Origin of the sequence: Haloferax sp. Atlit-10N, from assembly GCF_003586325.1 — an archaeon.
Taxonomy (GTDB): domain Archaea; phylum Halobacteriota; class Halobacteria; order Halobacteriales; family Haloferacaceae; genus Haloferax; species Haloferax prahovense.
The window spans coordinates 18,177-42,477 of the sequence record NZ_PSYX01000003.1; the positions used below are offsets into that span (position 1 = coordinate 18,177).

The 24,301-nt window shown below is 68.3% G+C and carries 27 protein-coding genes; 16 read left to right on the forward strand and 11 right to left on the reverse strand.

From position 1 onward, the window contains the following. Positions 1 to 106: 106 nt before the first annotated feature. Positions 107 to 712, reverse strand: a complete 606-nt coding sequence (locus C5B91_RS10765; RefSeq protein ID WP_008094777.1) for a DJ-1/PfpI family protein — start codon at positions 710 to 712, stop codon at positions 107 to 109. A gap of 84 nt (positions 713 to 796) precedes the next feature. Then, positions 797 to 2,245 (reverse strand): deoxyribodipyrimidine photo-lyase, encoded by a 1,449-nt coding sequence (locus C5B91_RS10770; protein WP_115819322.1) that lies wholly within the window; start codon positions 2,243 to 2,245, stop codon positions 797 to 799. Positions 2,246 to 2,635: 390 nt separating this feature from the next. On the opposite strand from C5B91_RS10770, the gene C5B91_RS10775 reads away from it, so the two are divergent. Beyond that, positions 2,636 to 3,403 (forward strand): hypothetical protein, encoded by a 768-nt coding sequence (locus C5B91_RS10775; protein WP_081909229.1) that lies wholly within the window; start codon positions 2,636 to 2,638, stop codon positions 3,401 to 3,403. A 64-nt stretch (positions 3,404 to 3,467) separates the two neighbouring features. On the opposite strand, the gene C5B91_RS10780 is transcribed toward C5B91_RS10775, so the two are convergent. Both C5B91_RS10780 and C5B91_RS10785 read right to left on the reverse strand, forming a co-directional pair. Beyond that, a complete protein-coding gene (locus C5B91_RS10780) occupies positions 3,468 to 4,151 on the reverse strand; it encodes a 6-hydroxymethylpterin diphosphokinase MptE-like protein (protein ID WP_049967871.1) in 684 nt (227 codons plus the stop codon). A gap of 188 nt (positions 4,152 to 4,339) precedes the next feature. Continuing rightward, positions 4,340 to 5,479, reverse strand: coding sequence for a dihydropteroate synthase (locus tag C5B91_RS10785; RefSeq protein ID WP_008094782.1), 1,140 nt, complete (start codon positions 5,477 to 5,479; stop codon positions 4,340 to 4,342). Positions 5,480 to 5,622: 143 nt separating this feature from the next. Between C5B91_RS10785 and C5B91_RS10790 the strand changes: the two genes are divergently transcribed. Both C5B91_RS10790 and C5B91_RS10795 read left to right on the forward strand, forming a co-directional pair. Further along, positions 5,623 to 6,213 carry a hypothetical protein gene (locus C5B91_RS10790; protein ID WP_049967870.1) on the forward strand — a complete coding sequence of 197 codons (591 nt, stop codon included), beginning with the start codon at positions 5,623 to 5,625 and terminating at the stop codon, positions 6,211 to 6,213. Next, positions 6,210 to 6,989, forward strand: coding sequence for an RNA methyltransferase (locus C5B91_RS10795; protein ID WP_008094784.1), 780 nt, complete (start codon positions 6,210 to 6,212; stop codon positions 6,987 to 6,989). The genes C5B91_RS10790 and C5B91_RS10795 overlap by 4 nt, the downstream gene beginning before the upstream one ends. A gap of 11 nt (positions 6,990 to 7,000) precedes the next feature. Here C5B91_RS10795 and C5B91_RS10800 read toward each other — a convergent pair whose 3' ends face one another. Continuing rightward, positions 7,001 to 7,459: a MaoC family dehydratase gene (locus C5B91_RS10800; RefSeq protein ID WP_008094785.1), complete on the reverse strand. Its 459-nt coding sequence runs from the start codon at positions 7,457 to 7,459 to the stop codon at positions 7,001 to 7,003. A 173-nt stretch (positions 7,460 to 7,632) separates the two neighbouring features. Here C5B91_RS10800 and C5B91_RS10805 point away from each other — a divergent pair, with 173 nt between their 5' ends. Together C5B91_RS10805 and C5B91_RS10810 are read left to right on the forward strand one after the other, a co-directional pair. After that, positions 7,633 to 8,553 (forward strand): M48 family metallopeptidase, encoded by a 921-nt coding sequence (locus C5B91_RS10805; RefSeq protein WP_115819323.1) that lies wholly within the window; start codon positions 7,633 to 7,635, stop codon positions 8,551 to 8,553. A gap of 1 nt (position 8,554) precedes the next feature. After that, positions 8,555 to 9,082, forward strand: a complete 528-nt coding sequence (locus tag C5B91_RS10810; RefSeq protein ID WP_008094788.1) for a hypothetical protein — start codon at positions 8,555 to 8,557, stop codon at positions 9,080 to 9,082. A 40-nt stretch (positions 9,083 to 9,122) separates the two neighbouring features. Here the strand turns inward: C5B91_RS10810 and gatE are convergent, their stop codons facing one another. The 3 genes from gatE to C5B91_RS10820 all read right to left on the reverse strand — a co-directional run bounded on the left by gatE (position 9,123) and on the right by C5B91_RS10820 (position 12,857). Continuing rightward, positions 9,123 to 10,997, reverse strand: coding sequence for a Glu-tRNA(Gln) amidotransferase subunit GatE (gene gatE / locus C5B91_RS10815; RefSeq protein WP_008094789.1), 1,875 nt, complete (start codon positions 10,995 to 10,997; stop codon positions 9,123 to 9,125). A 47-nt stretch (positions 10,998 to 11,044) separates the two neighbouring features. Further along, on the reverse strand, positions 11,045 to 11,209 hold the full coding sequence (locus C5B91_RS22425) for an HVO_2901 family zinc finger protein (RefSeq protein WP_191965854.1): 165 nt from the start codon (positions 11,207 to 11,209) through the stop codon (positions 11,045 to 11,047). Between the two features lie 238 nt (positions 11,210 to 11,447). Next, positions 11,448 to 12,857 (reverse strand): class II fumarate hydratase, encoded by a 1,410-nt coding sequence (locus tag C5B91_RS10820; RefSeq protein WP_049967869.1) that lies wholly within the window; start codon positions 12,855 to 12,857, stop codon positions 11,448 to 11,450. 243 nt (positions 12,858 to 13,100) lie between these two features. Here C5B91_RS10820 and C5B91_RS10825 point away from each other — a divergent pair, with 243 nt between their 5' ends. From C5B91_RS10825 to C5B91_RS10840, 4 genes are all read left to right on the forward strand, one after another. Further along, complete coding sequence (locus C5B91_RS10825) at positions 13,101 to 14,471, forward strand: extracellular solute-binding protein (protein WP_049967868.1); 1,371 nt, start codon at positions 13,101 to 13,103, stop codon at positions 14,469 to 14,471. A gap of 24 nt (positions 14,472 to 14,495) precedes the next feature. Beyond that, a complete protein-coding gene (locus tag C5B91_RS10830; protein WP_008094792.1) occupies positions 14,496 to 15,566 on the forward strand; it encodes a carbohydrate ABC transporter permease in 1,071 nt (356 codons plus the stop codon). Continuing rightward, the gene (locus tag C5B91_RS10835; protein WP_049913559.1) at positions 15,563 to 16,522 is read left to right on the forward strand and encodes a carbohydrate ABC transporter permease; all 960 of its coding nucleotides are present in this window, start codon (positions 15,563 to 15,565) and stop codon (positions 16,520 to 16,522) included. Before C5B91_RS10830 ends, C5B91_RS10835 begins: the two co-directional genes overlap by 4 nt. A 93-nt stretch (positions 16,523 to 16,615) precedes the next feature. Continuing rightward, entirely contained in the window at positions 16,616 to 17,755 is a 1,140-nt protein-coding gene (locus C5B91_RS10840; protein ID WP_008094794.1) for an ABC transporter ATP-binding protein, read from the forward strand. Between the two features lie 89 nt (positions 17,756 to 17,844). Here C5B91_RS10840 and C5B91_RS10845 read toward each other — a convergent pair whose 3' ends face one another. Further along, complete coding sequence (locus C5B91_RS10845; protein WP_008094795.1) at positions 17,845 to 18,108, reverse strand: BolA family protein; 264 nt, start codon at positions 18,106 to 18,108, stop codon at positions 17,845 to 17,847. A 93-nt stretch (positions 18,109 to 18,201) separates the two neighbouring features. Here C5B91_RS10845 and C5B91_RS10850 point away from each other — a divergent pair, with 93 nt between their 5' ends. Next, the gene (locus C5B91_RS10850) at positions 18,202 to 18,639 is read left to right on the forward strand and encodes a hypothetical protein (RefSeq protein WP_115819324.1); all 438 of its coding nucleotides are present in this window, start codon (positions 18,202 to 18,204) and stop codon (positions 18,637 to 18,639) included. Positions 18,640 to 18,665: 26 nt separating this feature from the next. Here C5B91_RS10850 and C5B91_RS10855 read toward each other — a convergent pair whose 3' ends face one another. Then, complete coding sequence (locus tag C5B91_RS10855; protein ID WP_004969267.1) at positions 18,666 to 18,989, reverse strand: hypothetical protein; 324 nt, start codon at positions 18,987 to 18,989, stop codon at positions 18,666 to 18,668. A 130-nt stretch (positions 18,990 to 19,119) separates the two neighbouring features. Here C5B91_RS10855 and C5B91_RS10860 point away from each other — a divergent pair, with 130 nt between their 5' ends. From C5B91_RS10860 to C5B91_RS10870, 3 genes are all read left to right on the forward strand, one after another. Continuing rightward, positions 19,120 to 20,037 (forward strand): A/G-specific adenine glycosylase, encoded by a 918-nt coding sequence (locus C5B91_RS10860; protein WP_115819325.1) that lies wholly within the window; start codon positions 19,120 to 19,122, stop codon positions 20,035 to 20,037. 108 nt (positions 20,038 to 20,145) lie between these two features. Next, complete coding sequence (locus tag C5B91_RS10865) at positions 20,146 to 21,150, forward strand: alpha/beta fold hydrolase (RefSeq protein WP_115819326.1); 1,005 nt, start codon at positions 20,146 to 20,148, stop codon at positions 21,148 to 21,150. A 34-nt stretch (positions 21,151 to 21,184) separates the two neighbouring features. Then, positions 21,185 to 21,829: a helix-turn-helix domain-containing protein gene (locus C5B91_RS10870; RefSeq protein WP_008094809.1), complete on the forward strand. Its 645-nt coding sequence runs from the start codon at positions 21,185 to 21,187 to the stop codon at positions 21,827 to 21,829. A gap of 13 nt (positions 21,830 to 21,842) precedes the next feature. Here the strand turns inward: C5B91_RS10870 and C5B91_RS10875 are convergent, their stop codons facing one another. Then, the gene (locus C5B91_RS10875; RefSeq protein ID WP_049913560.1) at positions 21,843 to 22,184 is read right to left on the reverse strand and encodes a DsrE family protein; all 342 of its coding nucleotides are present in this window, start codon (positions 22,182 to 22,184) and stop codon (positions 21,843 to 21,845) included. Between the two features lie 98 nt (positions 22,185 to 22,282). Between C5B91_RS10875 and C5B91_RS10880 the strand changes: the two genes are divergently transcribed. From C5B91_RS10880 to C5B91_RS10890, 3 genes are all read left to right on the forward strand, one after another. Next, the gene (locus tag C5B91_RS10880) at positions 22,283 to 22,861 is read left to right on the forward strand and encodes an NADPH-dependent FMN reductase (protein WP_115819327.1); all 579 of its coding nucleotides are present in this window, start codon (positions 22,283 to 22,285) and stop codon (positions 22,859 to 22,861) included. Positions 22,862 to 22,979: 118 nt separating this feature from the next. Beyond that, on the forward strand, positions 22,980 to 23,567 hold the full coding sequence (locus C5B91_RS10885; protein WP_004061202.1) for a thymidine kinase: 588 nt from the start codon (positions 22,980 to 22,982) through the stop codon (positions 23,565 to 23,567). Positions 23,568 to 23,650: 83 nt separating this feature from the next. Beyond that, entirely contained in the window at positions 23,651 to 24,178 is a 528-nt protein-coding gene (locus C5B91_RS10890) for a YIP1 family protein (protein WP_008094818.1), read from the forward strand. Positions 24,179 to 24,301 lie beyond the last annotated feature (123 nt).

Genomic DNA, 24,301 nt, shown 5'->3' on the forward strand with positions numbered 1-24,301 from the left:
GAATCCTGTTAAAACTTGAGGAGAGGTATGCTAGCACAAACCACGCCGTGCGGGTCGCTGTCGGTCGATTTCTCCGATTCGAGAAACTCCGTTTCGCGCGAGCGTGTCAGCCGTCGAACGGGTCAGCTCGGCGCTCGTACTCGATTTCGGTCGAGACGGCGTCGGCGATGTCCGACCCGAACTCCCGTTCGACGACGTGTAACGACAGGTCCAGTCCGGAGGTGACGCCGCCCGCGGTGAGCACGTCGCCGTCGTCGACGACGCGGGCGGAGACGACTTCCGCGGCCGTCTTGCGGAGGTCCGAGAGCGCGCCGCCGTGGGTGACCGCGGGGCGGCCGTCGAGGATGCCGGCGCGGGCGAGGAGCATGCCGCCGGTACAGACGCCGGCGACGGTGGTTCCGGCCTCGTGGAGCGCCGCGATGGCGTCCGGAATCTCGCCTTTCTCGGCTTCGGCCCACGCGCTCTGTGCGGCCCGGGAGTTCCAGCCACCGCCGGGGACGACGAGGAGGTCCGGGCGGTCGGTCTCGGGGTCGAGGACGCCGTCGACGCCGACGCGCATCCCGTGGCTCGCGGTCACGAACTCGCGGTCGGAGAGCGCGACGAGTTGGGCCTCGCAGTCGGCCCCGGCCGCGCCGGCGTTCTGGAACACTTCGAACGGCGCGACGGCGTCGAGTTCGTCGAAGCCGTCGTAGAGGATGATAGCGACCTGCATGCTTGCGGAGTCGGTTTCCGGGGAGAAAGTCGTTCGCGCCGCGGCGACCGAGGGTGGAGAACAGCGGACGGGCTCGGTCGTCGGTCAGTCGTCGCCGCGGGCGGCCTCGAACATCGAAATCGCCCGCTCGCGGCGCTCGGAGTGGTCCACGATGGGTTCCGGATAGTCGGGCGCGAGGCGCTCGCGTTCGAGGTCGGTCAGCTCGTGCCACTCGTGGATGGTGTTGGCCGTCACGTCCGATAGCTCGGGGACGTACCGCGTGATGTACTCGCCGTCGGGGTCGTAGCGCTCGCCCTGCGTCATCGGGTTGAAGATGCGGAAGTACGGTTGGGCGTCGGTCCCGGTCGAGGCGGCCCACTGCCAGCCGCCGTTGTCGTTTGCGGTGTCGTGGTCCGCGAGGTGCTCGCGGAAGTGCGCGTAGCCGTGTCGCCAGTCGCACAGGAGGTCCTTCGTGAGGAACGACGCGACGATCATCCGGACGCGGTTGTGCATGTACGCCTCCTCGCGGAGCTGTCGCATCCCGGCGTCGACGATGGGGTAGCCGGTCTTCCCCTCCTTCCACGCCGCGAGTTCCTCGGCGTCGTCGCGCCACGCGATGTCGTTTTCGTACTCCTTGTAGTTCTCCGTGACGACGTTCGGATGCTCCCGGAGGACGTGGGCGTAGAACTCCCGCCACGCCAACTGCGACTGGAACTCCTCGACCGACTCGTCTCGCTCCCCGCCGACGCCCTCGCGGGCCGCCGCGGTCGCCGCGTACACCTCGCGGATGCCGATGGTCCCGAACTTGAGGTCCGTCGAGAGCCGCGACGTGGCGTCCCGCGTCGGGTAGTCGCGGTCGTCGGCGTAGCGGTAGATGGCGTCCGAACAGAACGCCGAGAGGCGCTCGCGGGCCGCCTCGGTCCCCGCCGGCTGGACCGATGCCGACGGCTCCTCGAAGCCGAGGTCCGAGATGGTCGGCAGGTCGCCGGCGGCGACGTCGAACTCGGCGTCAGCGAGCGCTTCCGCCGCGGTTTCGAGCGTGTTGGCGTCGGCGAGGTCGTCGGCGTCCGGTTCCGGATAGGGGTCGGGTTTGTCGCGGTCGCGCCACTTCTTCCAGAAGTAGGTGTAGACGGAGTAGGTGTCGCCCGCGTTTGTCGTAATGCTCCCCGGCGGGTGGAAGATGGCGTCGTGGACCGGCTCGCGGGCGACGCCGGCGTCGTCGAGGGCGAGTCGCACGTCGGCGTCGCGCTCGCGGGCGAGTCCGGAGTAATCGATTGCCCAGGTGGCCCGTTCGGCGTCGAGCGCCGCCGCGACCGCCGGGACGACGACTCGGGGGTCGCCGCGGGCGACGAGCAGGTCGCTCCCGCGCTCTTGGTACGCGCCGCGGAGTTCGGCGAGCGCGTCGAGTAAGTACCTGACGCGGGGCGCGCCGGCGTGGTCGAGCACGTCCCGGTCGAAGACGAAAAGCGGGGCGACGGGGCCGGCCTCGGCGGCCGTCGCGAGGCCGCGGTTGTCCGCGACTCGCAGGTCCCGGCGGTGCCAGTGCAGTTGCATAGCCGCGCCTCAGGACGGCGGCTATGTCAATGTAGCGGCAGTCCGACCCCCGACGCGAGAGCGAAGCCGCCTAACCCGTCCGTTCGAACGAACTTAATCAGCCTACGGCTCGGGAAACGGTATCCTACCGCGTCTAACGGCCGTCACTGCCCCGTTTTCGGACGCCTGCTGGCATGGATATGGTACGGTGGCCGACCCTCGGGACGGCGCGACTGTCTCGGGTAATATGATGTTATCGACCGAATTCCGGGACGGGAGCACGTTTACGTTCTTGCTATCTGGTGTACCCGGTTCATACCTATACCGCGTCGAACCCACGGTTCTGGTATGTCCGGGCATCGCCTCCTTCCTGACTCCGCGGTCCGACAACCGCGTCTCCGCTCCCCACTCGTGTTTCCGCTCCTCCTCTTGACGTTCGTCTGCGGAACGCTCGGGTGGCTCGTCTGGGTTCCCTACGGCGTGTTCCTCGGTGTGCTTCCGCCCCTGGTCGTCTTCGGCTTCGCGTTCGTCGAACTCTCGTCGGCCTCGCCGTCGCCGCCGATGCTCCCGTCGGCGCGTCCCTCACCGCCGCTCTCGCTCGACGGTCGCGTCGACCTCGCCGCCGCGCTACACGGTGCGGGCGTCTTCGCGACCGACGCGGACGACAACCTCTCGCTGTCGCCGCGGTTCGCTGAGGACTGGCGTGCCCGCATGCTCGAAACCGACGGGCGGGACCACGACCGCGAGGCGCTCGCGGCGCTCCTCGGCGTCGACCCAGACAGAATCGAGATGGGGTGGAACGAGCGGGGACTGTTCGCGCGACTCGACCGCGGAACCGTCGGCCAGTGGACCTCCCGGGCCGCGTTCGTCGCCGACCTCACGGCCGTCGCGACGTTCCGCCGGTACTATCCCGAGTGGTGGCGGTTGCCGACGGCGGACCGGAACCGCGTCCTCGGCGCTCTTCGGTTGTGTCTCCGCACGTGCCCGACCTGCGACGGTGCAGTCGCGGTCGAGAGCAAACGGGTGGCACGGCCCGACAGCGAGCGGACGAAGCGACGCGTCTCGGCGACCTGTCAGGGGTGCGATTCGGACCTGTTCGACGGCGTCGTCGAGCAGTCGGCGGGCGTGCCGTCCGGGTCCGACGAGGGGGCCGGCGTTCACCCGCAGAACACGCGCTGAGCGCGACGCTCCGCCCGACTGAGCCGCGACGGCGGGAACTCGGACTCGCGGCGGACCGCCGCTCTCAGGGGAGCGGGTCGATGCCGTCGCGTCGGCCGTCGAGAACCGAAAGACGCTCTCCGCGGCGTCGTTCGAGCCACCGGAGCAGGCGCTCGGCCCACCGGAGCTTCTGCGCTTTCACCGCCCCCACGCTCGGGTCGTCGAAGTCCCAGCCGACGAAGACGAGCCGTCCCGCGCCGAGTTCGTCGGCGATGAAGGCCGCTCGGTCGCCGTCGGTGAAGCCGCCCCAGTTGACGACGGGGCCGACCGGGGCCGCCTGCGTCGTCCCGAGGACGTTGTCGGCGTCGAACCGCGGCACCCACTCGCGGACCGCGGGGAGGTTGTCGCCGTGGGCGTGGGCCGCGACGGGCACGCCGGATTCCGTTAGCTCGATCGCAGTCTCGGGGTTCTTGTCGAGGTCGGTCACCATCAGGTCGAGGTCGAACCCGGCGGCTCGGACCGCGTCGGCGGCGGTGGAGGCGGCGACGACCACGTCCACGTCGGGGGCGTCGAGCCTGTCGAGTTCGTCGTCGAGCGTCGGGGCCGCCCCGCAGACGGCGACGGTCGCGTCCGCCCAGTCCAGTCGGTCGCGGTCGAAGGGGCTCACGAGGTCCGCGAGCGCGTCTCTGGCGCGCTCGTCCCCGGCTCGTTCGAAGCCGAAATCGTCGAGAATCCGCTCGTAGACGGGTTCCCAAGTGGTGAAATCCATGGTGTAGCTGTCGCTCAGAATGTAACTGTATGGGCCGGAATGGCACTCGTGTACCCCTACCCGCGTGCCCTTCCGGCGTCCACAGGACCGTTTTAGAGTCGGATGGTATAAGTTTTCTCTTAGTAGAACGGTCAACGTCTGCCGAACGTCAGACGGATAGACGGGTCTGGTACGAGATAGCGTACCAGTTAGTTCGTCGCCCGCTCGACGGTCTCTAAGGCGGCTTCGAGGGCGTCTGAGGCATCCGTGACGAGGTCCGAAAGTCGAGTGAGCGCGGCGGGACTTCCGACCAGAAGCGCCCCGGTGTCGCCGGCGGCCAAGACGGCTCCCGCGTCGCCGACGGCGGCGGCGAGAGATTCCCGGTCGTCGGACCCGAGCCCCTCCAGTTCGAAGACGCGCGTGACGCTCTCGGCGGCGACTTCGCGGTTCGCACCGACGCGGTCGAGGTGTCTGGCGGCCTCGCCGGAGGTCGTCACGTCGAGTTCCTCGACCGACACGTCGCCGGGTTCGCGGATGCGGCGGCGCTTGAACTCGTGGCCGATGAGGGCGGCGTCGCGGGTCTCTCTGACGTCGTGAGTCCGGACGACGTGCGCGCCGCGTTCGACCGCCATCGACGTGGCCGCGAGGCTGACGGGCAGCGCCTCCTCGGTCGAGCGGCCGGCCACGTCGCGGAGGAAGTTCTTGCGGTTGATGGAGACCAAGATGGGGTGTCCGTAGCCGCGGAACTCCCGCAGTCGGTCGAACGTCTCGCGGTCGTGTTCGAGCGTCTTCGCCTCCGACCAGCCGCCGAAGGCGGGGTCCACGATGGTCTTGTCGGTGAAGCCGTTCAGTTCGAGGGCGTCGTAGATGTCGTCGACCTCCGCTATCGCGCCGGGGCGGGTGAGGTCCGGCGGGCTCGCCATCTTGGCGACGGCGGCGTCGTGCGCCTCGCAGACGCGGGGCATCTCCGGGTCGGCGAAGCCGCAGATGTCGTTGACCATGTCGAAGCCGCCGTCGAGCGCCGCCTCGGCGACCTCGTGGTAGCGCGTCTCGATGGAGAAGACGGCGTCGCCGGAGACGCTGTCGAGGACCGAAAGCGCCGTGTCGAGCCTGTCGAGTTCGTCTTCGGCCGACAGCACGTCGAGGCGCTTGTTCGCCGATTCGAGGCCGACGTCGACGATGTCGGCCCCCTCGTCGATGAGTTCGCGGTCGACGTACTCGGCGGCCTCGCTCGGGTCGTTGAACACGCTCGGCTTGTACGGGGACTCCTTGGAGACGTTCAGCACACCCATGATTCGCGGCGGGTGGTCGTCGCCGATTTCGAGTCCTGCCGCATCGACGGTTCGCATACCCGCCGGTTGGACCACACGAACATATGCCGACCGGTCGCGGAAGACGCGTCGAGTCGCCCCCGCGGTGGCGGCTCGCCGTCTCTGGCGGACGGCTGACCGGCATCACGCCATTTTTATCCGCCGCTCGGCTACCTCGGATCATGGCGAAGGTCAGCGTCGGACTCCGCGGATGGCGGTTCGAAGAGTCCGAGATATTCACCGACGAGGGCGAGTTCAAACCGCTCGACGAGATTCCCGAGGACCCGCGGGAGCGACTCATGCGCCTCGTCTCGCTCGTCGAGGAACCGTGCGACGCCTGCTATCTGGTCCACGGCGACGAGGGGATACAGCAGTGCCGACAGGCGTCTATCGTCTACGGCGAGCCCCGCGAGGAGGTGCTCCTCTGCGAGCGCCACGAGCCGGACTTCCTCTACTGGTTCCGCGAGGAGGACGGCCGCGACCTCGTCGGCGACGCGGTGTTCGCCGACGCCTTCCACGAGTGGTTCGCGGACGGCGGTCGCGCCCCCGACGGCTACGGCGGACTGGACTACGTCGACACCGACCCCGACGAACTCCCGTCGCCGCCGGACGCCAACGAAATTCAGCGCCGGCTGGAGGAGAACTTCGTCGAGGGCGAGCGCATCAACCTCCGCGACTACGGTCCCGGCGCGGACGACGACGAGGACGTGACGCCCCTGACCGAAGACGACCTCGACGCCGTCGACCTCGACACGGACTACCCGACCAAATGAGCGGCGACCGAGACGCCGGTGCGGGCGGGAACCGCGAGTTCGTCGTCGTCGTCGTCGAACCCGAGACGCCCGGAAACGTCGGCACCATCGCGCGGGCGATGAAGAACTTCGGCATCTACGACCTCCGTCTCGTCGACCCGCCGGAGCTGGACCCCGACGGCGAGGCGTACGGCTTCGCCGGCCACGCTCGCGAGGACGTGCTCCCGAACGCCACCGAGACGACCCTGAAGGAGGTCGTCGAGGAGTTCCACACCATCGGGACGACCGCGGTCTCCCACGAGGACTCCACCCGGCACATCCGCTACCCGTTCAAGACGCCGGTCGAAATCGCCGACTCGCTCGAGTCGGTGGAGACGAAGACCGCGCTCGTCTTCGGCCGCGAGGGGACCGGCCTCGACAACGAGGAGTTGGCGATGCTCGACGAGGTCTGTTGCATCCCCGCCGACGACCGCTACCCCGTGCTCAACCTCGGGCAGGCGGCGACGATTCTCATGTACGAGCTTCGCCGCTTCACCGTCGAGGAGACGCAGCTTCCCGACGTGGAGCGCGAGCGCGCCTCCGAGGCCGAAATCGAGGTCGTCTACCGCTTCTTCGACGAGTTGCTCGACGCCGTGGACTACCGCGAGCACAAGCGGACCAAGACCTCGCGGATGATGCGGCGACTGCTCGGCCGCGCCCACCCGACCGAGCGCGAGGCCGCGACGCTCACGGGCGTGTTCCGCCGCGCCGCCGAGGCCGTCCGCGACCCGGACCGCTTCCGCGACGACGAGAACTGACGCGCCCCGCGCTATTCGCCGCCGTCTCGCCGGGCGAACATCACGTAGCTCACGAACGAACAGACGTCCTCGACTTCTCCGGACTCGCGCTCGGCGCGGGTCGTCGTCCGAATCTCCACGAGCCCTCGGTCGTCGGTCTCGGCGGTCGTCTCCAGCACTTCGGTTTCCACGACGAGCGTGTCGCCCGGGTACACCGGCTTCCACCAGCGGAGTTCGTCGACGCCCTTCGCGCCGAGGGACGCCGAGTCGGCCAGGAAGCCGTCCACGAGCAGGCGCATCGTCATCGCCGTGGTGTGCCAGCCGCTGGCGATGACGCCGCCGTACATCGACTCTGATTCGGCGCGCTCGGGGTCGGTGTGGAACCACTGCGGGTCGTACCGCCCGGCGAACTCCAGAATCTCCGATTCGGTCACGTCGTACTCGCCGAACTCGTGGGTGTCGCCGACCGCGAAATCCTCGAAGAACTGCATGACTCCTCTTCGGCCGCCCCCGTGGAGAAACTAGCGGTGCCGGCGGTCCGGGCGGCGCGGTCGCTCGGCCGCGTTCGACGACTCCGCTCCGCCGGCGCGCCAGACAGCTTTTGCGACCCGACGCCCTAACGTCACGCGAGATGGCATCGTCCCCGCGCCGCTCCCGCCTCCCGATGGTCGTCGTCGGCGTCGTCGTCCTCACGTTCTACCTCTCGCTCAGCGCGCTCAGCGCGTTCGCGGTGGTGACGCTGTGGCGGCTGCGTCCGGACCCCCTGACCGCCGCCGTGGTCGGCGTCGTCGTCGCCGTCGTCCTCGGCTACCTGAGCTTCCGCTTCGGCACGGTGCGACTGCTCAGCCAACTCGACGCACGCGACATGTCACCCGCAGAGTCGCCGTCGGTCCACCGCCTGCGCGACCGCCTCGCCGAGCGGATGGACCTCGACCCGCCGACGCTGAAGCTCGCGCGTTTCTCCGCGCCGAACGCGATGGCGCTCGACCCGATGGGGCGCGACGTGGTCGTCCTCGACGCCGCGCTGTTTCGCCTCCTCGACGCCGACGAGTTCGAGGCGCTGCTCGCGCACGAACTCGCGCACCTCGAACGGAAAGACGGGTTGGTCCAGTCGCTCGTGGCGAGCGTCCTCCAGACGGTCGTCGGCGTCGGCTACCTGTTCGTCTCGCCGGTGACGTTCCTGACGACGGGCGTCGCCCTCGGCTCGGCGTGGATTCGCGGCCAACCGGGGTCGTGGCACGAGACGCTCGCCGGGCGGCTTCGCCTCCGACTGGACGAGTTCGTCGGCCTGTTCGGCTTCGGACTCACCGTGTTCGTTCGGTCGCAGTCGAGAAAGCGGGAGTTCGCGGCCGACGCGCGGGCCGCCGAGGTGACGGGTAAGCCGATGGCGCTCGCGTCGGCCCTGCGAAAGTTAGAGCGGGCCGCCCGGCCGCAGTTCGGCCTGTCGCCGCTGTGGGTGTACGGCGAGGTCGAGGTCGAAGACCCGGTTTCGGACCTGCTTTCGACCCACCCCTCGACCGACGAGCGCGTCGAGCGACTGGCCACGATAGCCGAGGAGTCGATGACGCGAATCGAGGTGCGGTGAGATGCCCGGTTCGCCCGACCCGGTGCTCGGCGACTGGCTTCTCACCCACGTCGTCGCCGTCGCCGCCGCGCTCGGCACCGTCGGCGTCGTCTACGCGACTCGCGCCCGGAGCGCCCGTGGCTTCCTGATACCCGCGCTCCTCGGCGGCGGCTACGCCGTCGCCACGCTCGCCGTCTGGACCGCGGCGCGACTCGCCACCGACGCGTTCCCCTCGGGCTTCGTCGAGGACTCGCTGGCCGCGGCGGGCTTCTTCGGGTTCTCGTTCCTCCTGCTCGCCGGGTTCGTCGTCGTCGCGGCCCTGCTGTTCGCTCGCCGGGGACTGGTCGCGCCGCTCGTCGGCCTGTTCGGCGTGACGGAACTCGTCTGGTGGGCGTTCCTCCACGTCCGCGGCGAGACGGACGCACTCGGGATGTTCCTCATCGTCGGGCCGGCGCTGTTGGTCCTCCTCTTCGTCGCGGCCGGCGTCGAGTACGCGGGTCGATGGGTCTGGCGGCGGTTCGTCCGCGGTGGCGGGCGCTCGGCGTCGTGAGAACGGAGAGAAAATTGGATGCGGTCCGAAGCCTCGGCGTTCAGGCCCGCTTTTGAATCTCCTCGCGGAGCACGTCGCTGACGACGCCGCCGTCGGCCTTGCCGCGGAGCGCGCCCATCGCCTCGCCCATGAGCGCGGAGAACGCGCCCATGCCCTGTTCTTCGACCTGGTCGGCGTTGCGCTCGACGACCTCCGCGATGGCCTCGCGGACCTCGTCCTCGGAGACGCCGGAGAGGCCGGCCTCCTCGACGGCTTCCTCGGCCGTGAGGCTCGGGTCCTCGGCGATGGTGGCGAGCACGTCGTTGACGCCCTCTTTGGCGAGGTCGCCGTCCTCGACGAGGTGCATGACCGCGAGCAGGTGGTCGTCGGTGAGTTCCGAGACGGCCACGTCGTCGCGGCGGAGTTCGGTCAGCGTCGATTCGAGCAGGCCCGCCGCGAACGTCGCGTCGATGCCGGCGTCCACCGCTTCTTCGAACAGCGGCATCTTCCGGCCGTAGGCGACCTGTTCCGCGAGGCCGGCGTCGAGGCCGAACTCGTCTTGGTAGCGGTCGACCTTCTCGGTCAGGAGTTCGGGCGTCTCCACGTCGCTCGGGTCGAGGTCGACGGTGAGCACGTCCGTCTCGGGGTACATCCGGGCCGCGCCGGGGAGCGGGCGGAGGTAGCGCGTCGTCCCGTCGTCGTTAGCTCCGCGGGTCTCCTCGGGGACCTCCTCGATGGCGACGGCGGCGCGCTCGGCGACCGCGTCGATGGCGAGGTCGGCCGTCTCGGGGTCGTCGGCGACGATGGCGACCGCGTCTTCGGGACCGGCGTCGACCGCCTCGCGGAGCGCTTCGACCTCGGTCTCGGTGACGCCGTACGCCGGGAGTTCGTCGGTGTGGAAGATGCCGCCCGCGCCGTGGCGCTTGGCGTGGTCGGAGAGTTCGGTACCGAGGCGGCGGTCCGGCTGCAGCTCGCGGCCGACGAGGCCGTCGAAGCCGTACAGGGGGACGGCCGTGACCTTTCCGCCCGCGTCCAGCGCGCCGCGGATGACGCCCGAATCGCTGTCCTCGAACACGTCGGTCACGTCGGCCACGTCGCCGACCGAGGCGTCCCGCGACTGGAGTTCGTCGCGAATCTCGACCAGTTCGGCCTGTCGGCCGACCTCGAAGCGGACGATTTCGTCGATTTGGTCGAGCGCCTGCACGCCCTTGATTTCGACGCGCGCGCCGTCGGCGATGGAGACGTTCACGTCCTGCCGGATGGTGCCGAGGCCGCGTTTGACCGTGCCCGTCGAGCGCAGGAGCATGCCGATGGTCTGGGCCGCCTCGCGCGCCTGCTCGGGCGAGGAGATGTCCGGCCCGGTACCGATTTCGACGAGCGGGATGCCGAGGCGGTCGAGGCTGTAGAGGACGCCGTCGTCGCGCTCTTCGACCCGCTGGGCGGACTCCTCTTCGAGCATGAGGTCGACGACGGAGACGGGGCCCTCGCTGGTCTGAATTTCGCCTTCCTGCGCGATGAGCGACGAGCGCTGGAACCCCGAGGTGTTCGAGCCGTCGATGACGAGCTTGCGCATGACGTGCGCCTCGTCGACGACGTTCATGTCGAGCAGTTCGGCGATCTGCATGGCGACCGTGCGCGCCTCGTGGTCGAGTTCGTGCGGCGGCTCGTCGTCCTCTTCGACCAGACAGGTCGAGTCGTAGGCGAGGTACTCGAACTCGCGTTCGACGCGGCTCTCTTCGAGCGCGGCGTCGTCCAGTTCGCCCAGTTCGCTCTTGGTCGGGTGGAGGAAGCGCGTGAACGTGCGCGCCGCCTCGTCGGGCTCGCGGAGGTCGGTCGGACACCCGCAGAACAGCTTCGTCTCGGTGTCGAGTTGCTGGTGAATCTCCAGCCCAGCCACGAGGCCGAGGTCCTCGTAGTCGTAGTCGTAGTCGGTCATTGCTACTCCCTGCGTTCGGGGGGAGTAAAAAAGGATTCAGTCTGCCGTCAGAGGCGACGAAGCCCCTCGCCGATACCTTCGACCTGTTCACACTCGGGACAGACGTACGTCCACCCGTCGTTCGTCGCTCGTCCCTCCGGGAATACGGCCCCACAACCTCGACACTCCAACATGTCTCGCCCGCGGGCCCGCTGCTCTTGCAGTCCGGCCATACTGGTATAATCGTCAAAATCAGGCTTCAAAATACCGATTTTCGAGATTTCGTGACAGTTCTTCACTCGGGGGTGACTGTCACGGCGGTGCCGGAGTGCGATTGCTACCGCGAGCCGAGTAAATATAACGGTCTCTACGACTGAACCGACTGAAATCGTCGAGCGCGCGCCTCGAATCGGGGCGTCCACCCGCCCGCCCCGACGTATCAAAAAGTGGACTGCTTTTTCTCGGCCGGACTCAGTCGTCGCCGAGGATGCCGCGGTGGGTCATCTTCTCGGGGTCGAGCACCTCGTCGGCTTCCGCCTCGGTGAGGTAGCCTTCGTCGACGGCGACCTGCCGGACGCTCTTGCCGTCCGCGAGCGCCTTCTTGGCGACCTTCGAGGCCTTGTCGTAGCCGATTGCGGGGTTGAGCGCCGTCGCCAGCGCCATCGACTGTTCGACCCGCGTCTCGCAGTGTTCCTCGTTGGCTTCGAGCTTGGCGACGAACCGCTCGGCGAACACCTCGGAGGAGTTCGCCAGCAGCTTCGCCGATTCGAGGAAGTTGTGCGCGAGGACGGGCTTATAGAGGTTGAGGTCGATTTGGCCCTCGGCGGCACCGGCGGAGACGGCGGCGTCGTTGCCGACGACCTGCTTGTGGACCTGATTGACGGCCTCCGCGACGACCGGGTTGATTTTGCCGGGCATGATGGAGGAGCCGGGCTGGTTCTCCGGCTGTTCGAGTTCGCCGAGCCCGTTGCGCGGGCCGGACGCGAGCAGGCGGAGGTCGTTGGCGATTTTGTTGAGGGAGCCGGCGACCGTGCGGAGCGCGCCGTGGGCCTCGCTCATCGCGTCGTGGGCCGCCTGCGCCTCGAAGTGGTTGTCGGCCTCGCGGAACTCGACGCCGGTCTCCTCGGACATGTACTCTGCGGCCTTCGCCGGGAACTCGGGGTGCGTGTTCAGCCCCGTGCCGACCGCGGTGCCGCCGAGCGCGAGTTCGCCGAGGTGTTCACGGACGTTCTCGACGCGGCGGATGCCCTTTTCGACCTGCGTGCGGTAGCCGCCGAACTCCTGTCCGAGGCGGACGGGCGTGGCGTCCTGCAGGTGGGTGCGACCGGTCTTGACGACGCCGTCGAACTCGTCTTCCTTGTCGCCGAGCGCCTCGGCCAGCGTCTCCAGCGCGGGGAGGAGGTCCTTCTCGACGGCTTCGAGGGACGCGACGTGCATGGCCGTCGGAATCACGTCGTTCGAGGACTGTCCGAAGTTGACGTGGTCGTTCGGGTGGACGACGCGGTCGCCGATGCCCTCGCCCATAATCTCCGCGGCGCGGTTGGCGATGACCTCGTTGGCGTTCATGTTCGAGGAGGTCCCGGAGCCGGTCTGGAACACGTCCACGGGGAACTGGTCGTCGAGTTCGCCGGCGATGACCTCGTCGGCGGCCTCGACGATGGCGGCCGCGACGTCCTCGTCTATCATGCCGAGGTCGCGGTTAGCCTGCGCGGCGGCCTTCTTCACCACGCCGAGCGCGCGGACGAAGCGCCGCCCGAAGGTGATACCGGAGATAGGGAAGTTCTCGACCGCCCGCTGGGTCTGTGCGCCCCAGTAGGCGTCGACAGGAACTTCCATCTCGCCGAGACTGTCCCGCTCGATTCGATAATCATCGTCGCCCATGGTTCGGGGGTCGTTTTGGCAGGGGGTAAAATCCATTGGTCCGTGTGTCTGCCCCTCGTTCATGAAAATTTACTCATGTTTAAATACTTATTAATTGGTCTCGTGACTGGGTGCAGTCTTCCGATTCTAACCAGACAGTTCCTTGATGACAAAAAAATTTACTCGATTTCGAATTGTTGATTTGGAAAGTCTTAAGTAAATCGTGTAAAATTCATTGTCTGGACTTGTCACGGACCAACAATCATGACTGACACACCTGATTCGGACGACGTTTCCCGACGCACGTATCTCAAACTCGCCGGCGGTGCCGGAACCGCGACGTTCCTCGCGGGCTGTACCGGCGGCGGCGGAGAGTCGACGACGGAGTCCACGGAGAGTTCCGGCGACTCCGAGAGCACCGAGGAGACGAGCGGTGACGACTCCGACTCTTCGACGGAGTACAACGCGCTCGAAGTGCAGCACTGGTGGACCGGCGGCGACGGCGGCGCGGCGGTTCAGGCGCTGTTCGAGGGCTTCGAAGAGCAGCACCCCGACATCGAACTCACGGAGAACCCCGTCGCGGGCGGCGCGGGACAGAACCTCCGCGCGGTCATCAAAAAGCGCATCCTGAACAACGACCCGCCGAGCTCGTGGCAGGCGTGGCCCGGCGCGAACCTCCAGCCCTTCACGGACGCCGACAAACTGGAGGATATCGAGGAGTCCGTCTGGGGACACAACGACATGAAGAACGCCTACCTCGACGGCCCCCAGGAGGCGGCGCAACCGGCGGGCAACTACGTTTCGGTCCCGCTGAACATCCACCGCCTCAACAACCTCTTTTACAACGTCGAGGTCGTCGAGGACGCGGGCGTCGACCCCGCGAGCATCGACTCGCCGAGCGCCCTCGTGGACGCGATGGCGACCGTCGACGAGGCGGGCTACGTCGGGATGGCCCAGCAGACGAACTCCGCGTGGTCGACCGGCCAGCTCTGGGCGCAGGTGCTCCTCGGCGAGTACGGCGCGGACGTGTACGCCGACGTGACCGCGGGTAACGTCGAGGCCAACGCGGACGCCGTCCGCGACTCGCTCGACATCGTCAAGCAGTACTCCGAGTACTACCCGAACGACGCCGGCTCCATCTCGTGGCAGGACGCCAACTCGAAGATTATCGAGGGCGACGCGGCGTTCTTCCACCAGGGCGACTGGGCTGCGGGCATGTACCGCGGGCAGGACGGCTTCGAGTACGAGTCCAACTGGGACCACGTCCCGTTCCCGGGTACCGAGGGACTCTACTCGCTCAACATGGACTCGTTCCCGATGCCGACGAACAACCCGTCGCCCGAGGCGACGAAGGCGTTCCTCCGCTACGTCGGCTCGGTCGACGCCCAAGAGCGGTTCAACCCCAAGAAGGGCTCCATCCCGCCGCGCACCGACGTGCCGCAGGACGCCTTCGGACCGTTCCTCCAGAACCAGATGGACGACTTCTCCAACTCCGAGGCCCAGCCGCTTTCGATTCAGCACGGCCTCGCGGTCGCCCCCGACGCGCTCACCGCGTTCGAGGACGCGATGGCCTCGTTCATCTCCAACTACGACGTGGAGGCGGCCTACAGCGCCGTGCAGTCGGCGTTCCAGTAAGGGAGCACTCCCCCATTTCCGATTATGTCAACTCACATCCTCAAGCGACTCCTGGACCGTCTGCGAGACGGCGGTCCGCCGGTTCGAACCGACGGCGGGACGGCCGCCGCGGGGAGCGAAACGGCCGGGGGCGACTCCGACGTCGGGTCGGCGCTGTCGTCGCTCCGCGAGAGCGACGCGGTCCGCTCCGCGCCGTTTTGGCTCCCGCCGTTCCTGCTGATGGGCTTTTTCGTCTACGGCGCTATCAGCTGGAACATCGTCATCTCCCTCACCGACTTCGGCGGGCTCACACTGCCGACGTACGACCCCTCGACGTTCGACCTGGAGATGTACCGGCGGGCCTTCTCGGACGGCCAGTTCTGGATCGCCACCCGGAACACGTTCGTGCTCCTCATCTCGTTTACCGGCCTCTCGCTGGCCGGGGGGCTCGGCCTCGCCATCCTCGTCGACCGCGGCATCCGGTTCGAAAACTGGTTCCGCACCGTCTACCTCCTGCCGTTCAGCCTGTCGTTCGTCGTGACGGCGGTGTTCTGGCGGTGGATGTACAACTTCGACTCGGGGCTCATCAACGCGTTCCTGCGGGGAATCGGCCTCGACTTCGTCGCGTCGAAGTGGCTCACCGGCAGCATCGACACGGGCGCACTCGGGGCGATACCGCTCGTCCCCGACACGTTCTACTTCAAGCTGTTCGCCGTCATCTTCGCGCTGCTCTGGCAGTTCAGCGGCTACGCGATGGTCGTCTACCTCGCCGGTCTACGCGCGATTCCGAACGACCAGTACGAGGCCGCGCGGGTCGACGGGGCCTCCATCCTCCGGATGTACCGGCGGGTCATCCTGCCGCAACTCCGCGCCTCGACGGTGAGCGCCGCGGTCGTCCTCATGGTGTTCGCGCTCAAGGCGTTCGACTTCCTGTACGTCCTGTTCGGGAGCAACCCGGGCCCGACAGCGGACATCCTCTCGACGATGATGTACCGACAGGCCTTCTCGGCCAACGAGTGGGCCTACGGCTCCGCAATCGCCGTGGTGCTCTTCGTCGTCGCGCTGACCGTGGTCGCGCCGTACCTCTACGGCGAGTACCGGCGGGGTGAACTATGAGCGTCCGCGACGACCTCGCAGAGCGAGTCGGCGTCGACCTCGAAGCCATCGACCCGCTGCGCGTCGCCCTCTACGCGACGCTCGTCGGACTGGTGGTGTTCTACCTGTCGCCCCTCGAATCGGGGCTGATGACCGCGCTGAAGACCGAAGCCGAGTTCGCCACGTCGCCGCCGTTCGTGCCGCCGACGGTCGAGGGCTTCACGCTCGAACCGTTCGGCGTCGCCATCGACACGCTGTCGTCGGCTATCCTCAACAGCATCATGCTGGCCGTGCCGGCGACGGTGCTGTCGGCGCTGTTCGGCAGCTTCGCGGCGTACGGCCTCACGAACTTCGAGTGGCGCGGCCAACTCGGCGTCGTCGCGCTGTTCATCGCGGGTATCTTCATCCCGTACCAGGCGGTGCTCATCCCGCTGTCGCGGCTCTGGGCCATCGTGGACACACAGGAGTTGCTCGCGCCGCTTCTCGACATCACGGTGTTCTCGGCGCAGGTGCCCGTCCTCGGGACGGTCGAACTCGCCACCCACCCGCACTACGCGAGCATCATCAACCTCATCATCACCCACACGGCGTACGGGATTCCCATCACGACGCTGCTGTTCCGAGGCTACTACAAGAAGCTCTCGACGGAGATGCTGGAGGCCGCTCGCCTCGACGGCGCGGGCGCGTTCACCGTCTACCGCCGCATCGTGCTCCCGCTTTCGATGCCGATGTTCGCGGTGACGCTCATCTACCAGTTCACGCAGGTCTGGAACGACCTGCTGTTCGCGCTCATCATCATCCCCTCGGGGTCCGGCCCCGCGGCGGTGGCGACCATCGCGCTCAACGAACTGACCGGCGGCATCATCCAGACGTTCAACACGCAGATGGCCGGCGCGTTCGTCGCCGCCCTGCCGACGTTGCTCGTCTACGTCCTGTTCGGGGACAAGTTCGCGAAGGGGGTCGCGGGCGGCACATGAGCCGACTCGCACGCGGCGCGGTCGGCTTCCGCCGCTCCCGTCGCACCTCCCTCGTCGCATCGCAGACGACCACCACGACACGCACACAGACCCATGGCTGACCTCACGCTCGACCACGTATCGAAGTTCTTCGACGACGGCGGCTCCAAAGTCGTCGCCGTCGACGACGCCTCCGTGACCATCGAGGACGGCGAGTTCCTCGTCCTCGTCGGTCCCTCGGGGTGCGGGAAATCGACCACGCTCCGCATGATTGCGGGGCTGGAAACCGTCTCCGAGGGCGAGATTCGACTCGGCGACGACCGGATGGACAACCGCCCGCCGCGCGACCGGGACATCGCGATGGTGTTCCAGTCGTACGCGCTGTACCCGCACATGACCGTCCGCGGGAACATGCGCTTCGGGCTGGAGGAGTCGACTGACATGGGCGACGCCGACATCGACGAACTCGTCGAGGAGACGTCGTCCATGCTCGGCATCGCCGACCTGCTCGACCGCAAGCCCGGCGAACTCTCCGGCGGCCAGCAACAGCGGGTCGCCCTCGGGCGCGCCATCGTGCGCGACCCCGAGGTGTTCCTGATGGACGAGCCGCTGTCCAACCTGGACGCCAAACTTCGCTCGCAGATGCGGACGGAGCTCCAGCGCCTGCAGGAGGACCTCGGCGTCACCACCGTCTACGTCACTCACGACCAGACGGAGGCGATGACGATGGGCGACCGAATCGCCATCCTCAACGACGGCGAACTCCAGCAGGTCGCCACGCCGCTGGAGGCGTACCACCGTCCGGCGAACCGCTTCGTCGCGGGCTTCATCGGCGAGCCGTCGATGAACTTCTTCGAGATGGACGTCCAGGGCGACGAACTCGTCGGCGACGCCTTTTCGTACGAACTCTCGGCGAAGTCCGCGGAGGCGGTCGAGGGCTCGGAGCGCGTCACCCTCGGTATCCGCCCCGAGGACGTCGAAGTCATCGACGACGCGGCCGCGGACCACGCCTACGAGACGACCGTCGACGTGGTCGAACCGATGGGTAACGAGAACGCTGTCTACCTCGAACTCGGCGGCGAGCGCCGCTTCGTCGCCACCGTCGGCGGCATGCGCCGAGTCGAAGCCGGCGAGTCGGTCGTCGCCCGCATCCCCGAGGACGCGGTTCACCTGTTCGACGCGACCACCGGCGAGACGCTCCAGAACCGGTCGTTAGAATCGGCCGACCTCGACGCGCCGGAAGCGAACCTCTGAGCGGGCCGTTCGGGTTCAGTCGGGTTCAGGCGGGTCGGTCTCTTTTCGGTCCGTTCGCCGTTCTCAGTACGTCGGTCGCGGTGGTTCGTTCACTCCTCCAGCGCTGCGTACTCCTCGGGCGTGTACGTCTTCAGTTCCATCGCGTGGATGTCCGTCGTCATGTGGTCGCCGAGGGCGTCGTAGACGAGTTGGTGCTGCTTGACCAACGACTTCCCCTCGAAGGCGGGCGAGACGACGACGGCGGCGTAGTGGTCGTCCTCGTGGTTCTCGTCGACCGTTCGCGGCCGCGAGACTGTCGCGTCGGCGTCCTCGATGTTCGATTCGATGAGTTCCTCGATGGCGGCGAGTTCCATGTGCGTACTGGCGGCCCGCGCCGGCAAAAAGCGTCCGGGAAGTGACGGGCGTACTCGCGGAGGTTTTTATACGGCGACGACCCACCACGGCTCGTGACTGACGTGACATCTCACGACGGACTCGCCGAGGAGGCCGCTCGCGTGCTCCGCGACGAACACGAGCGACTGTTGACCGTCGTCGGCCAGTGCGCCACCGCCGTCGCCGCCGAGTGGGACGGCGATTCGGTGGCGGACCGCGAGCGCGTCATGCCGCCGTTCAGGCGCGCGCTCGACGGCTCCGGCGCGCTCTCTCGACTGCCGCGAGCCCTCGCCGACGCGGTGACGGCCACCGGCAGACCGATGGCCGCGCCGCCCGTCGCGGCCCCGCCGTACGTGGTCGTCACCGGCGAGGGCGTCGTCCTCCGCGCCAACCTCGGCGAGGAGCGACTGGTGGTGCTCCTCCGGGCGTTCGAAGTCGTCCGCGACGGCGACGACGGCTCCCACCGCTACCGCCGCATCGACGGCGTCGAAATCGAGGCCGAAATCGTCTGAGTCGAGCCGTCCCGTCTCGACCGCGGTTACATCTGGTAGCGGCGCACGTCGTCCCGCGGCGGGGCCTGCGACTGTCCGGTCATCTCCTCGTAGGTCATCCCCGCGAGGTACTCGTCGTAGGTCACGTCGTAGCCCTGCCGGAGGTGGAAGTCGAGTTGGCCGCGGTCGAGTTCCGACTGGAACAGCGCGTGGACCGCCCGGCGGACGAGTTCGTCGGCGTCGTCGGGGTCGAACAGGGCGACGAGCATGGCGAGTTCGTGTCGCGTCTCGCGGTCGAGCGACACGTCGAGGCTGTCGCCGAGGTCTCCGTAGGCCGCGTCAACGTCGTCTGTGAGTTCGTCGAGCGTCATCGCCCGGCGATGGGGTCGTCACGGGGATACGCGTTTCGACCGCGGAGAGGAGAGTCGACTTCTCGTCCTCGCGGCGTGACGACGCTCCGGCATCGCCACGGCTAAACGCGGGCCGTCCCAAGCCGGGGCGATGAGCGACGCGCCGTCCGAACTCCCCGCCGACCTCGACCGCGAAGCAGTCCAGTCCGCGCTCACCGAGTGGTACGAGGCCGACCACCGGGACTTCCCGTGGCGGCGCACCGACGACCCCTACGAGATTCTCGTCTCCGAGGTGATGAGCCAGCAGACCCAACTCGGCCGCGTGGTCGAGGCGTGGGAGGCGTTCCTCGACGAGTGGCCGACGACGGCCGACCTCGCGGCGGCCGACCGCGCCGACGTGGTGGGCTTCTGGACGAACCACCGACTGGGGTACAACAACCGCGCGAAGTACCTCCACGAGGCCGCCCGGCAAGTCGAAGAAGACCGCGGCGGCGAGTTCCCACGGACGCCCGACGGCCTCTCGGAGCTGATGGGCGTCGGCCCCTACACCGCCAACGCGGTCGCCTCCTTCGCGTTCAACAACGGCGACGCGGTGGTCGACACCAACGTCAAGCGGGTGCTGCACCGCGCCTTCGCGGTCCCCGACGACGACGCGGCCTTCGAGGCCGCCGCCTCGGAACTCATGCCCGACGGCGAGTCCCGCGTCTGGAACAACGCCATCATGGAACTCGGCGGGGTCGCCTGCGGGAAGACGCCGACGTGCGACGAGTCCGGCTGTCCGTGGCGGCGGTTCTGTCACGCCTACGAGACGGGCGACTTCACCGCGCCCGACGTGCCGACCCAGCCGAGTTTCGAAGGGAGTCGGCGGCAGTTCCGCGGTCGGGTCGTCAGAGTTCTCGGCGAGTACGACGAACTCGGCCTCTCGGAGTTGGGGCCGCGGGTCCGCGTCGACTACGGCGGCGACACGGGTACGGAGTGGCTCCGCGGCCTCGTGGACGACCTCGAATCCGACGGGTTAGTCGATGTCGCGGAGAACGACGACGGCGTCCGCGTCTCGCTGGCGAAGTAGTTCGCGCTCCGCCGGTGGTTCTCGCCGCGCTTGTTTCGCCGCTCGTAGTTATCCCACCGCACTAGTCCGGCACCAGTCGCACTCCTCGTCTCCGACTACGTACAGTCGATGGCAACACGCGACGCGTCGTCGTTCGACCCTCGCGAAGCCGCGGAGTCCGCCGAAGCAAAGACCCTCACGCTGGACGGCGGGCGGCGACTCGCCTACGCCGAGTACGGCGATTCCGACGGCATCCCGGTCGTGTTTCTCCACGGCGCGCCGGGGTCGCGCCTGCTCGGGGCACTGTTCGACGCGTCGGCCGAGGAACGCGGAATCAGAGTCCTCGCGCCCGATAGACCCGGCTACGGGTTGTCGTCGCCGCGCCCGACACCCGAGGAATCGGACGGCCCGAGCCAGCGACCCGCGACACCTGCACCCGCGGAGTTCTTCGACGCGCTTCTCGACGACATCGGCGCGCAGTCGGCGGGGCTGGTCGCGTTCTCCGGCGGGAGCCGCGACGCGCTGGCTGTCGCGGCGGCGCGGCCGGACAGGGTTCGGCACGTAAGCGTCGTCGCGGGGGCGGTTCCACCGGCAGCGAGCGAGGAAACGCCCCGAACGCAACGGCTCCTGTCGTGGCTGGCGACGAACGCGCCGGCGCTCCTCAGCTATCTCTTCCGCGGGCAGGCGTGGCTCGCCGGGAGGCTCGACCCCTCGCTCGTCGTCGCGCAGTACACGGCCGACGACGCGACCGGAGCAGTTCCAGACGGGGTCGCCGCGGTGGTTCGAGACGACTTCGCGGCGTCGGTCAGTCGCTCGCGGCGGGGCGTACTCTGCGACTTCCGGGCCGCGGCCGCGCCGTGGGGGATTCCCTTCGACGACATCGAGGCCGGCGTGTCTCTGTGGCACGGCGACGCCGACACGAACGTCCCGATAGCCGGCGCGAGACGCCTCGAACCGGAGGTACCAGGCGCGCGGCTTCGAGAGGTGCGCGGCGCAGACCACCTCCGGACGCTCCTCCGGAGCGCCCCCGGCGTGCTGGACGAACAACGCCGCGCCGCGGGGTCGCTCGACCCGGACGCTTCGGACGGCTCGTCGGAGCCGACCGCCGCCGCCGAATCGCACCACTGCGTTTGATATACCGGACCGAAAAACGGTCGTTCGAAACGGAATGAAACACGCCCAGTTCTCGGTCGACTACCCGGACCGGCTGGTCCACCCGCTCCAGCGCGGGATGATGCGCGACTCGCCGGTCGACCGGGCGGAGCTGTTGATGTGGAGTCCGACGGCCGACGCGACGACGCTGTTCTGGTTCGACGGCGACCGAGACGCGGCCGACGCGCTCGTTTCGGACGTCGATTCGCTCGTTCGGGCGCACTTCGTCGAGGGAGCTGAGGGGACCTACGGCTTCCTCCACCAGCGCGACTACGAGTTCGCGGACCCGCTTCTCGGGGTCATCGCCGACGCTCGAGTGATATTCCTCCCGCCGGTGGTGTTCCACGCCACCGGCTCCGTCCGGTTCGAGGCTGTCGGCGAGGTGTCGGCGCTCAGCGCGTTTTACGACGACATCGCGGCGCTCGGCGACCTCACGGTCGAGCGCGTGAAGCCCTTCGACCGGCGGCGGGCCCCCTCGCAGCTCACCGACCGACAGCGGGCCGCGCTGGAGACCGCGGTGTCGGCCGGCTACTACGAAATCCCTCGCGAGGGGTCGGTCGCGGACGTGGCGAACGCGCTCGACTGCTCGACGAGCACGGCCGGCGAGCTACTCCGAAAGGCCGAGGCGACGGTGCTCCGGGAGTTCGTCGGTTCGGGGTGACGCGCGCCGACGCCTACGGTACCTTCAGGTAGGCGTCGCCCGCCGCCTGTCGCGCCACGAGCTCGCCGACGCCCGAGGGAACGACCTCGACGCCGTCGGCCAGTTGGTCGGCGTCAAACCCGCGGCCGTCGAGCGAGTTTCGACAGGCGCAACAGCGAACGCCGGCCTCGAACAGCGGGTCGAGGCGGTCGCGGACGGGCGAGTCGGCGAGGAACAACAGCGCCGCGTCGCCGTTTGCGAGAAGCGTGACCTCGTCTGTCTCGACCGTCTCGTCGTCGAGCAGGTTTCGGACGTTGCGGATGGCGTGCCGCCAGTCGCCGAGGTCGGCGCTGGAGACGTGGAAGACGACGTTCACGGTTGGTTTTCGCGGTCCGGGTTCCTGTGTGTTGTGCCCGTCCGACACGCTCGACTGCGGCCGACGAGATTTTCACGGCGCTCTCGGAGATACAGGGTATGACGCAGCCACACGTGGTCGCCATCTGCGGCAGTCTCCGCGACCACAGCTACACCCGATTGGCGCTCGAACATGCCCTCGCCGGCGCGTCGGCCGCCGGCGGTACGACGGAACTCGTGGACCTCCGCGAGTACGACCTCCCGCCGCTCGACGCCGATTACGACGAGCAGGGCGATTCGGCCGAACTCGTCCGCGTCGTCGACGGCGCGGACGCGGTCATCCTCGGCACGCCGGTCTACCACGGCTCGTACTCCGGCGTCCTCAAGAACGCCCTCGACTACTGCGGCTTCGACGAGTTCGGCGAGAAGACCGTGGGCCTCCTCGCCGTCGCCGGCGGGTCGTTTCCCGTGACCGCCCTCGAACACCTCCGGTCGGTCTGCCGGTCGCTGAACTCGTGGGTGCTCCCCCATCAGGTCGCCATCCCTCGCGTCTCCTCGTCGTTCGACGGCGACGGCCTCGTGAGCGAGGACCTGCGCGAGCGGGTCGAGCGACTCGGCCGCGACGCGGTCGTCTACGCCAACATCGAGCCCGAGCCGCCGACGTTCGAAAGCGGCGAGAACGTCGGCGCGGACGACTGAGCAGTCGCCACGCGCTGTTTCGAACGCGGCGTGGGTTCGGTCGACCGACCCGTCTCGACTCCCGACCGTCGCGGCAGATGAACAATCGTTTTGACCCTCCTCGTCCCCCAGTCAGGATATGCACGCCATCACGCAGAGCGGATGGATAGAGGTCATCTCCGGCTCTATGTTCTCGGGGAAGACGGAGGAGCTCCTCCGACGCCTCCGCCGGGCCGAAATCGCGGGTCAGGAGATTTCGGTGTTCAAACCCCAGCTCGACGACCGCTACGGCGAGACGACGGTCGGCTCTCACGCCGGTCGTTCGTGGGAGGCGAGCGTCGTCCCCTCCGAGGGCGAGGGCGTCTGGCAAATCGCCGAGGAACTCAACGGCGAGGACGTGGTGGCCATCGACGAGGCCAACTTCTTCTCGGCCGAACTGGTCGACGTGTGCGAGGCGCTGGCCGCCGACGGCAAGCGCGTCGTCGTCTCCGGGACCGACCAGACGTTCCGCGCCGAACCGTTCGACCCGCTTCCCCAACTGATGGCGCTCGCCGAGTACGTCGACAAGCTGCAGGCCATCTGCACCGTCTGCGGCGAGCCGGCCACACGGAACCAGCGACTCATCGACGGCGAGCCCGCGCACGTAGACGACCCCACTATCCTCGTCGGCGCGGAGGAGTCCTACGAGGCGCGGTGCCGGAACTGTCATACCCTCCGGCGGGACTAGAGGCTAACGTGACTACTTGGGTCGAAACCCCACGCGAGGGCCGCGACCGCGGGCTGACCGGCATCCTCCGCGCGTGGGTCGCTGTGGTCGTTCGCCCCCGCCAGTTCTTCCGCGACGGCGTCGCCCCCGGCGACCAAGCGCCCGGCCTCGTGTTCGCCATCGCGGTGGCACTCGCCTATCAGGGCCTCGGGTTCGCCTTCGAGCCGGCGACGATTCCGGCCATCGAGGGCGGCCCGCTCGTCTCGGCGCTCGTCGCCCTGCTCGTCGTCGCGCTGTTCGTCGCGCCGGCGCTCCTCCACCTGACGGCGGCCATCCAGACGGCCCTTCTCATCCCGCTTTTGTCCCGCCGCGCGGGGGTGAGCGAGACGGTGCAGGTCATCGCCTACGCCGCCGCGCCGTGCGCCTTCGCCAGCCTCCCGATTCCCGGCGTCCGCGCGCTGTGCGCCGTCTACGGTGCGGTGCTCCTCGTCGTCGGCATCAGCGAGGTCCATCAGACGACGGTTCCGAAGGCGGCGCTCGCCGCGGCCGTCCCCGCCGGCGTGGTCTTCGGCTACGCCTTCGGCGGCTTCCGCGCCCTCTCGGAACTCGCCGCGGCGCTCGCGCTCGTCTGAGCCGAACCTCGCCTCGAATCCCCGCGTTTCGACCGACGGAGCGGCGGTTTCCCGCCCGCACACGCGCCACTCTCCCCTGAGCGTTTTTCGACAATCGTTTTAGTTAGGGGTTGTTTGCTCAAC